Source organism: Streptococcus sp. 3613 (assembly GCF_013277375.1).
Classification (GTDB): domain Bacteria; phylum Bacillota; class Bacilli; order Lactobacillales; family Streptococcaceae; genus Streptococcus; species Streptococcus pseudopneumoniae.
In genome coordinates this window covers 1-9,767 of record NZ_VMMV01000093.1, presented here as the reverse complement: position 1 = coordinate 9,767, position 9,767 = coordinate 1, and the positions used below count along the sequence as shown (strand labels likewise).

Below are 9,767 nucleotides of genomic sequence, written 5' to 3'. Positions count from 1 at the left end.
GTGGCAGATAGAACTGACGAAGTCAGTAACATATATCTACGGCAAGGCGACGTTGACGTGGTTTGAAGAGATTTTCGAAGAGTATAAGCCTCTACATAACAAAACGCATATTACCAAGGCTCAAGACCTGATAATATGCGTTTTTCTTTTTTATTCAACGTGGGTTGTTTGATTGGCAAAGGCGATAATAGCCTGCTTCAACTCATCTCCACTAAGAGTGCGGAACTCTTCAATCTTTTGATCGATGGCTTCTAGAGGCATGACATTAACCTTACCAACGAAAATCTTATCCATAACTTGGTTATCAACAAGTTCTGTTGATACCAAGAGTTCTTCGTAGAGTTTTTCACCTGGACGGATTCCAACTTCAACGATTGGAATTTCGCTTTCGGTGTGTCCACTTAGAAGGACCATTTTCTTGGCCAAGTCATAGATTTTGACTGGTTTGCCCATATCAAGGATAAAGACTTCCCCATCCTTGGCATAAGCACCAGCATGGATAACCAGACGGCTAGCTTCTGGAATAGTCATAAAGTAACGGGTCATACGGAAGTCTGTCACCGTTACAGGCCCACCTTCAGCAATCTGACGTTCAAAGACTGGAATGACACTACCTCGGCTACCAAGAACATTCCCAAAACGAACCGCACAGTAAGTCGATTGGCTACGTTGGTTAAAGCCAGTGACAATCAACTCCGCCACGCGCTTAGTTGCTCCCATAACATTGGGTGGATTGACCGCCTTATCTGTCGAAATCATAACCATCTTAGGTACTTTGGCTTCATCAACAGCCTTAGCAACATTGTAAGTTCCGCGGATATTGTTTTTGAAGGCTTCTTTTGGATTGCGCTCCATCATAGGAACATGCTTGTGGGCTGCCGCATGATAAACAATAGCAGGTTTGTACTGCTCAAAGACTTGCAAGAGACGGTCGTAGTCTTGAATGTCCGCAATCACAGGTACATAATCAATCCCTTGGAACTTACGAATCAATTCATGATAAACAAGGTAGATTGAGTTTTCCCCATGACCGAGCAAGACAATGCGTTCAGGATTGAAGCGACTAACTTGACGACAGATTTCAGAACCGATTGAACCTCCAGCTCCTGTGACTAAGATGGTCTTACCTGTCAGTTCTGCACCCAGACGCGATTCGTCAAGACGAATTTCCTGACGGCCCAAAAGGTCTATGATATCAATTTTTTGGAATCCAGTACCTGCTGGGTGAAGTCCTTGAACAACAGTTTCAACATTAGGCATCTTGTAACATTTGACATCCAGCTTATTACACATCTGCAAGATACACTCATATTCTGACGGGTCAAGCGACGGAATTGCAACGATAACTCGCTCGATTTGATGGCGTTTGGCTAATTCAGGCAGATTGTCATAAGAGCCTAAAACAGGGATACCACCAAGTTTTTGACCCTTTTTCTTAGCATCCTTATCCAAAATACCAACAAGTTCCAAATCACTGGTTGGGTGTTGGTAACTGTTCATAAAGAGGGCTCCGCCATCACCAGCACCAATCAAGAAGGTTCGACGGTGTTCTCCATCGCCACTTCCTTTTTTGCGTCTAGAATAGATTAACTGCCAAGTAATCCGTGGCAATAAAATCAAGAAGGTACTCAACAAGATAAAGAGAATGATGAAACGGATGGAGAAGAGTGGCAAGAAGGCATAACAGATACTATATGACAAGACACTACTAGCAGTCACACCAAAAAAGATTTTCATGAAATCCGTAATCTTGCTGTAACGACTAATACTAGCATTCAACCCCCAAAAACCAATCATCAATTGATAGAACAGAAAGGCCAAACTCGTATAGATAATGTAGTCAACAGGTGCTGGATTAATCAGCCCATAAAATAAAATATAAGATACAATGATCGAAACCACCATACTGAAAATATCAAATATTCCCCAGAAAACCTGCTTTTGTTGTTTATTTAAAATTTCCACCAGATCAATCACATAATCTGTTAGTTTTTTATTCATGTCAATCTACTCCTCCTTAAAAGAGTTTTACTATATTGTTATTGTAGCACATTTTAATTTATTTGGCTTATTTTTCCAAATAAATTACTGTTCCCTTGTACTCTTTCTTCCATTTAAATCCTCTAATTAAACCTACAATCGTTCCAAGGCCATAAGCAAAGTGAATGGAAAATAAAAGAAAGGGCATCACAATTAGAAATCCATTTTTATGTTTTAATAAAGTCAGCAAAGTGAGTAGTGATAAAAGTAAAAAATAGGCGCCTAATAGTAAAGTTATGAATACGAATGTGATCGGTAACAATGCTAGACTAAACACAAGACTCAAAACAAATAAACAAGGAACATAGTGAAATAATGATAAACACTTAAACTGAACATGACTTGTCAAGCCAATCCACAAACCATTTGAATACTTTTGATGCAGCATTTTCTTGAATGTTGGTCGAATATACTGATAAGATAGAATACTTGGGCTATAGCGGATTTTATAACCATGTTCTCGAATTCTATAATGAATATCATTATCTTCAGTTCGGCCAAGTTGCTCATTTACTAAACCAACCTTCTGGAAAACCTCTCGTTTATACATTCCATGAAAAATAGAAGAAACATATCTATCCTCAGAACTATTTCGATAATTGGCAATGCTACTGCCAAACATATTTTCCTCAACAAGATGCAAGGTCTCTCCCCATTTTCCTTTTCCTTCGACAATCGTCGGTCTAGGCCCCCCACAGACAAATTCACCTTGTTGAATAATAGCCACATTGTTCATTACAAAAGTCTCAGTAACTTTTGAATGAGCATCAATTTTTAAAATAAGGTCCCCTACAGAATGTTTAACTCCCAGGTTAAAACCACTAGCTTGATTTTTCTTAGGATTGTTATACAATCTAATTGAGTTAAACTCTGTATCTTCCTTTATCAATTGCTGAATGATAGCTGTGGTCCCATCTGTGGACATAGCATTTATAAATAGAATTTCAATATTCTCTTTAGGATAGGTTTGATTTTTTAAGTCTTCAATTAGACCAGGCAGATATTTTTCTTCATTGTATGCACTGATTACAATGGATACGAGAAGACTTTTAACATTTTGAGTCACTACTACTCTCCTGAATTTTTCCTTCCACCATTCTATCATAATTTTCAAGACTTTCCCATTTTTATCTTGAAAGCCAGAAACCTTACTTGACATTATAGTGAAAAAGCCTTAAAATAAGCTGTTATTAAAATCAGCTATAAGAGGTATTATATGAAAAAGCAATCACTCTTTTTTGTTCCAGGTATTATCCTGATTGGTGTTTCCTTGCGAACTCCTTTTACTGTTTTACCCATTATTTTGGGAAATATTTCGCAAGGTCTAGAGGTAGAAGTTAGTTCGCTTGGTGTCTTGACCAGCCTGCCTCTCCTTATGTTTACCCTCTTTTCACCATTTTCTACCCGACTGGCTCAGAAAATCGGCTTGGAGCATCTCTTCACCTACAGCCTCTTCTTCTTGACCATCGGCTCACTTATTCGACTAATCAATCTGCCCCTGCTCTATCTAGGAACCTTGATGGTTGGGGCAAGTGTCGCAGTCATCAATGTCCTGCTTCCTAGTCTTATCCAAGCCAATCAACCAAAGAAAATTGGTTTTCTGACCACCTTATATGTAACGTCTATGGGGATTGCAACGGCTCTGGCTTCCTATCTAGCTGTGCCCATTACACAAGCCCGTTCTTGGAAAGGACTTATCCTCCTCCTCACGTTACTCTGTCTAGCAACTTTTTTGGTCTGGCTCCCAAATCACCGCTATAATCATAGACTAGCTCCACAAACCAAACAAAAAAGTCAAATAAAGGTCATGCGTAATAAACAGGTTTGGGCAATTATTATCTTTTCAGGTTTTCAATCCTTGATCTTTTACACCGTCATGACCTGGTTACCTACCATGTCTATCCATGCAGGTCTATCCAGTCACGAAGCTGGCTTGCTGACTTCTATCTTATCTCTGATTAGCATTCCTTTTTCAATGACCATCCCAAGCCTGACAACCAGTTTATCTACTCGCAACCGTCAGCTCATGCTCACTCTGGTTTCACTAGCTGGTGTGGTCGGCATTTCCATGCTCTTTTTCCCAATCAATAATTTCATTTACTGGCTTGCCATCCATCTCCTCATCGGAACCGCAACCAGTGCCCTCTTCCCTTATCTCATGGTCAACTTTTCACTCAAGACAAGCGCCCCTGAAAAGACAGCCCAATTGTCCGGCCTATCTCAAACAGGAGGCTATATCCTAGCAGCCTTTGGGCCAACCCTCTTTGGTTACAGTTTTGACCTGTTCCACTCTTGGGTACCATCTGTAGCTGCCCTCTTGCTCATCGATATCCTGATGACTGTGGCCCTCTTTACAGTGGACAGAGCGGATAAGATCCTTTAAACTTCTAGTTTTAGCTAGAAGTTTTTTATATATAAAAATTTTACACATTTCTCTTGACAGGGCTTTCTTTTAGATGTACAATGTATGTGTAGAAAAATTATATATAAAAATCTTACACATTAGAAAAGGAGGTTTCCCATGTACTTTCCAACATCCTCTGCCTTGATTGAATTTCTCATCTTGGCTGTACTGGAGCAGGGTGATTCTTATGGTTATGAGATTAGCCAAACCATTAAGCTGATCGCTAATATCAAAGAATCCACACTCTATCCCATTCTCAAAAAATTGGAAGGCAATAGCTTTCTGACAACCTATTCTAGAGAGTTCCAAGGTCGCATGCGCAAATACTACTCCTTGACAAACGGTGGTATAGAACAGCTCTTGACCCTAAAAGATGAATGGACACTCTATACAGACACCATCAATGGCATCATAGAAGGGAGTATCCGCCATGACAAGAACTGAATACCTGACTCAGCTAGAACTCTATCTCAAGAAACTACCTGAAGCTGACCGTATCGAAGCCATGGACTATTTCAGGGAACTCTTTGACGATGCTGGAGTCGAAGGAGAAGAAGAACTCATCGCTAGCTTGGGAACTCCCAAAGAAGCGGCCCACGAGGTTCTCTCCAATCTTCTCGATAAAAAAATCAATGAGGCACCCGCTCAAAAGAATAACCGACAAATTTTGCATATCGCCTTGTTAGCTCTCCTTGCAGCACCCATCGGTATTCCTCTGGGAATCGCCATCCTCGTGTCCCTGTTCGCAATCCTTGTGGCAGCCTTGACTGTCATCTTGGCTTTCTTTGCGGTTTCCATACTTGGTATCATCGGCGGATTCCTATTTTTAGTTGAAAGTTTCACTGTTCTCGCCCAAGCCAAATCAGCCTTTATCTTGATTTTCGGTTCTGGTTTACTAGCCATCGGTGCTTCTTCGCTAGTTTTACTAGGTATTTCCTATGTAGCCCGCTTCTTCGGTCTACTCATTGTTCGCTTGGTGCAATTTGTTCTCAAAAAAGGAAAGAGAGGTGACCAGCATGCGTAAATTGACAAAAGGATTTCTCATTTTTGGTGTGGTGACTACCGTTGTCGGCTTTATCCTGCTCTTTGTAGGTATCCAATCTGACGGGATTAAGAGCCTACTTTCCATGTCCAAAGAACCTGTCTATGATAGCCGTACGGAAGAACTAACCTTTGGCAAGGAAGTCGAAAACCTAGAAATTACTCTCCACCAACACGCGCTGACCATCACAGACTCTTTCGATGATCAAATCCACATTTCTTACCATCCATCTCTTTCTGCTCACCATGATCTTATCACCAATCAGAACGATAGAACTCTGAGTCTCACTGATAAGAAACTGTCTGAAAGTCCATTTATCTCTTCTGGAATTGATGGGATTCTCCATATTGTAAGTAGTTCATCTAATCGTTTTAATGATGTCATCATCGGACTACCGAAAGGGAGAACTCTAAAAGGGATCAACATCTCAGCCAATCGCGGACAAACCACCATCATAAATGCTAGCCTTGAAAATGCGACCCTCAATACAAACGGCTATATCCTCCGAATTGAAGGAAGTCGTATCAAAAACAGTAAACTCACAACTCCCAATATCGTCAATATCTTTGATACAGACCTTACAGATAGTCAGCTAGAGTCAACAGAGAATCACTTCCACGCTGAAAATATCCAAGTCCATGGTAAGGTTGAACTGACTGCCAAAGATTATCTCCGAATCATCCTAGACCAAAAAGAAAGCCAACGAATTAACTGGGACATCTCAAGTAACTACGGTTCTATCTTCCAATTCACAAGAGAAGAGCCTGAATCAAGAGGTACGGAATTAAGCAACCCTTACAAAACTGAAAAAACCGATGTCAAGGATCAACTCATTGCGAGATCTGATGATGATATTGAACTAATATCCACCCCAAGCAGACGTTGACAAAAACGCTTACATCTGCTACTATGGAAACATATTTATCTAACTAAAAGGAGGTTCTACCATGAAACAAGAATGGTTTGAAAGTAATGATTTTGTAAAAACAACAAGCAAGAACAAGCCTGAAGAGCAAGCTCAAGAGGTTGCAGACAAGGCTGAAGAAAGGATAGCCGATCTCGATACACCAATTGAAAAAAATACTCAGTTAGAGGAGGAAGTCTCTCAAGCTGAAGTCGAATTGGAAAGCCAGCAAGAAGAGACAATTGAAACGCCTGAAGACAGTGAAGCGAGAACAGAAATAGAAGAAAAGAAAGCGTCTAATTCTACTGAAGAAGAGCAAGACCTTTCTAAAGAAACAGAAAAAGTCACTATAGCTGAAGAGAGCCAAGAAGCTCTTCCTCAGCAAAAAGCAACCACGAAAGAGCCTCTTCTTCTCAGTAAATCTTTAGAAAGTCCTTATATCCCCGACCAAGCTCCAAAATCTAGGGATAAATGGAAAGAGCAAGTGCTTGATTTTTGGTCTTGGCTAGTGGAAGCAATCAAATCTCCTACAAGCAAGCTTGAAACAAGTAGCACACACAGCTACACAGCCTTTCTCTTGCTCATTCTATTTTCTTCATCTTCCTTTTTCTTTAGTATCTACCACATCAAACATGCTTACTATGGACATATAGCAAGCATTAACAGCCACTTCCCTGAGCAACTAGCACCTTTAACTCTCTTTTCTATCATCTCTATCCTAGTAGCAACAACACTCTTCTTCTTTTCATTCCTCTTGGGTAGTTTCGTTGTGAGACGATTTATCTACCAAGACAAGAACTGGACACTGGAAAAGATTCTCCAACAATATAGTCAACTCTTGGCAATTCCAATCTTCCTAACTGCCATTGCTAGTTTCTTTGCCTTCTTTGATAGCCTACGATTTACAGCCCTCTTGTGTGTGATTAGCATTGGAATCATTCTGCTTGCTAGTCTCCATATCATTACAAGACCTAGTCAAGCAAGTGAAACCGACTCCTTTTATCAGCTATTCTTGTCTGTCCTTGTGAATGGAGTCATTATCCTCCTCTTCTTTGTAGCTGAAGTGGCACTGATTGGAGATTATCTTCGTATTATCTTCGTATCTTAGCCTTTCTTTAAACTTCAATCCTGTCTTCTATGGCAGGATTTTTTATATGTAAAAAAGCAAGTCGATTGACCTGCTTCTGCTTTACTCTTCTTGTGCTAATGTTTTAAAATCTTGTCCTAGGATGGGTTGAATTTCTAATTGATTGGCATCTAGTTGGTGGTAAAATGCTGATGGTAGTGACTCTAGGAATTTTGCATAGTCCAAGCGAGCGATGGCTTCATAGTCTTCTGGTTTAGAGCCGTCTCCTGTGATTTGAACCAAGTCAATCTCCCACTGGACTTCCTTATCCACCAATTGCTCCATATAGGCTGCAGGAACAAATGGTTCTCTCGGTAAAACTGTCTTGACTCCTTGAGCTAGATGGTAAACGCCATGCACTTTTCCTTCTCCATCCTGATAGAAGGAAACTCTTGCAAAGTAGGCATCTGTCTCTTGAATCGCACGGACACGCGCTTCAAACCGAGCCAAGCCATCTTCCCCTAAAAAGCTTTTCAAATCCTCATGACTAAAGAAAATAGGATTAAAAATTCCTTGGCAAATCGTAAAACGGGCTGCAGGATCTGCCAGATGGGCTTGAATACTTGCTTGGAAATAAGCTTCAAAGTCAAAGCCATCTAGTCCTTCAATCTCAGTTCCTGTGTAAGCAAGCAGAGCATCTAAAAATGACTTGATAATCTGCCAGTCTGTCTTCGTTAGTAGCTCAGAAAGATCGACACGGTAAGCCTTTTGACCATCAGCATAGCTAACCTTAAAGAGAAATTGTGATTGCCCCACTATCGCACACTCAATATACTCGAGGCGATTAAGAGGCTGACGGAGATAGACTGCATCATAGCTATGCGACTCCAAGCCATCTAGCAAGGCCAAGATAGACTTGGCAGTCAAAATCTCCTGTTCTCCTAAAATGCTCTGTTTATTTGGAATAAAAAATGTTTTCGCCATAACTGGGCTCCTTTGAAATCGTTTACATATAGTATACCTTATTTTTCTGAAAGATACAGAAACAAACTTTAGATTTTTGAGTACAAAGCATAGAAAAACAGCCCCTAAGGACTGTTTGATCTTATACAGTAGCTGCCTGATCCAAGCTTTCACCGATAGCGGCTAGGCGCTCGATCACTTCAGCTTGTGTCAATTCATTTTTTGAAACATAGCGGTTACGTGGGTGAACACGGCACTCGTGTGAGCATCCACGAAGGTACTTGTCTTCATTTTCTTCTGATGTCAAGATACGACGGTTACAGAATGGATTTCCACAGTTGACATAACGTTCACATGGTGTTCCATCAAACCAGTCTTTCCCTACGATGGTTGGGTTGACATGGTTGACATCAACGGCGATACGCTCGTCAAAGACATACATTTTTCCATCCCAAAGCTCACCTTGGACTTCTGGGTCTTTACCGTAAGTTGCGATTCCTCCGTGCAATTGACCAACATCTTTGTAACCTTCACGAACCATCCAGCCTGAGAATTTCTCACAGCGAACGCCACCTGTACAGTAAACTACGACGCGCTTGTCCATGAATTTTTCCTTGTTATCACGAACCCATTGTGGCAACTCACGGAAGTTGCGGATGTCCGGGCGGATAGCCCCACGGAAATGTCCTAGGTCGTACTCGTAATCGTTACGTGTGTCAAGGACAACGGTATCTTTATCAAGAAGGGCTTCTTTGAACTCTTTTGGAGACAAGTAAGCACCTGTTGTTTCAAGTGGGTTGATGTCGTTGTCAAAGTCGTTGTCTTCCAAACCAAGGTGGACAATTTCTTTCTTGTAGCGAACGAACATCTTCTTGAAGGCTTGTTCATTTTCTTCGTCAATCTTGAACCAGAGGTCTTCCATTCCTGGAAGGCTGTGAACGTAGTCCATGTATTTTTGAGTTGTTTCATAGTCACCTGAAACTGTTCCGTTAATTCCCTCGTCAGCGACTAGGATACGGCCTTTAAGACCGATTGATTTACAGAAAGCCAAGTGGTCTGCAGCAAATTGCTCTGCATTTTCAATTGGAGTATAAAGGTAGTAAAGTAAGACACGAATATCTTTTGCCATAAGATTTGTTCTCTTTTCTATTCTTAAATTTTCTAAATTTTTTATTTATCCATACTAGTATACCTGCTTGAGAAAACGAATGCAATTTATTTGACTGGAAATTGTAGAGGGTTCTCGAAATTTCCTGAATGGTTATACTCTTCGAAAATCTCTTCAAACTACGTCAGCTTCACCTTGCCGTAGGTATATGATACTGACTCTGTCAGTTCTATCCACAAC

The 9,767-nt window shown here is 40.7% G+C and carries 8 protein-coding genes and 1 pseudogene; 5 read left to right on the top strand and 4 right to left on the bottom strand.

All coding sequences use genetic code 11. From position 1 onward, the window contains the following. Positions 1 to 150: 150 nt before the first annotated feature. A complete protein-coding gene (locus HT708_RS10270) occupies positions 151 to 2,001 on the bottom strand; it encodes a nucleoside-diphosphate sugar epimerase/dehydratase (RefSeq protein ID WP_172926356.1) in 1,851 nt (616 codons plus the stop codon). A 53-nt stretch (positions 2,002 to 2,054) separates the two neighbouring features. Continuing rightward, a pseudogene (locus HT708_RS10265) lies at positions 2,055 to 3,199 on the bottom strand (glycosyltransferase family 2 protein). Positions 3,200 to 3,256: 57 nt separating this feature from the next. Between HT708_RS10265 and HT708_RS10260 the strand changes: the two are divergent. The 5 genes from HT708_RS10260 (at position 3,257) to HT708_RS10240 (ending at position 7,498) form a co-directional block, all read left to right on the top strand. Further along, positions 3,257 to 4,423: a CynX/NimT family MFS transporter gene (locus HT708_RS10260; protein ID WP_172926355.1), complete on the top strand. Its 1,167-nt coding sequence runs from the start codon at positions 3,257 to 3,259 to the stop codon at positions 4,421 to 4,423. A 138-nt stretch (positions 4,424 to 4,561) separates the two neighbouring features. Further along, entirely contained in the window at positions 4,562 to 4,888 is a 327-nt protein-coding gene (locus HT708_RS10255) for a PadR family transcriptional regulator (protein ID WP_000273864.1), read from the top strand. Continuing rightward, positions 4,875 to 5,468: a DUF1700 domain-containing protein gene (locus HT708_RS10250; RefSeq protein WP_000198685.1), complete on the top strand. Its 594-nt coding sequence runs from the start codon at positions 4,875 to 4,877 to the stop codon at positions 5,466 to 5,468. Before HT708_RS10255 ends, HT708_RS10250 begins: the two co-directional genes overlap by 14 nt. Then, a complete protein-coding gene (locus HT708_RS10245) occupies positions 5,461 to 6,372 on the top strand; it encodes a DUF4097 domain-containing protein (RefSeq protein ID WP_172926354.1) in 912 nt (303 codons plus the stop codon). The genes HT708_RS10250 and HT708_RS10245 overlap by 8 nt, the downstream gene beginning before the upstream one ends. Positions 6,373 to 6,433: 61 nt before the next feature. Continuing rightward, entirely contained in the window at positions 6,434 to 7,498 is a 1,065-nt protein-coding gene (locus HT708_RS10240; protein WP_172926353.1) for a DUF6574 domain-containing protein, read from the top strand. 81 nt (positions 7,499 to 7,579) lie between these two features. Here HT708_RS10240 and HT708_RS10235 read toward each other — a convergent pair whose 3' ends face one another. Both HT708_RS10235 and HT708_RS10230 read right to left on the bottom strand, forming a co-directional pair. Next, positions 7,580 to 8,440 carry a DUF4299 family protein gene (locus tag HT708_RS10235; protein WP_172926352.1) on the bottom strand — a complete coding sequence of 287 codons (861 nt, stop codon included), beginning with the start codon at positions 8,438 to 8,440 and terminating at the stop codon, positions 7,580 to 7,582. Between the two features lie 121 nt (positions 8,441 to 8,561). Then, positions 8,562 to 9,548, bottom strand: coding sequence for a rhodanese-related sulfurtransferase (locus HT708_RS10230; RefSeq protein ID WP_001030014.1), 987 nt, complete (start codon positions 9,546 to 9,548; stop codon positions 8,562 to 8,564). Between the last annotated feature and the right edge of the window lie 219 nt (positions 9,549 to 9,767).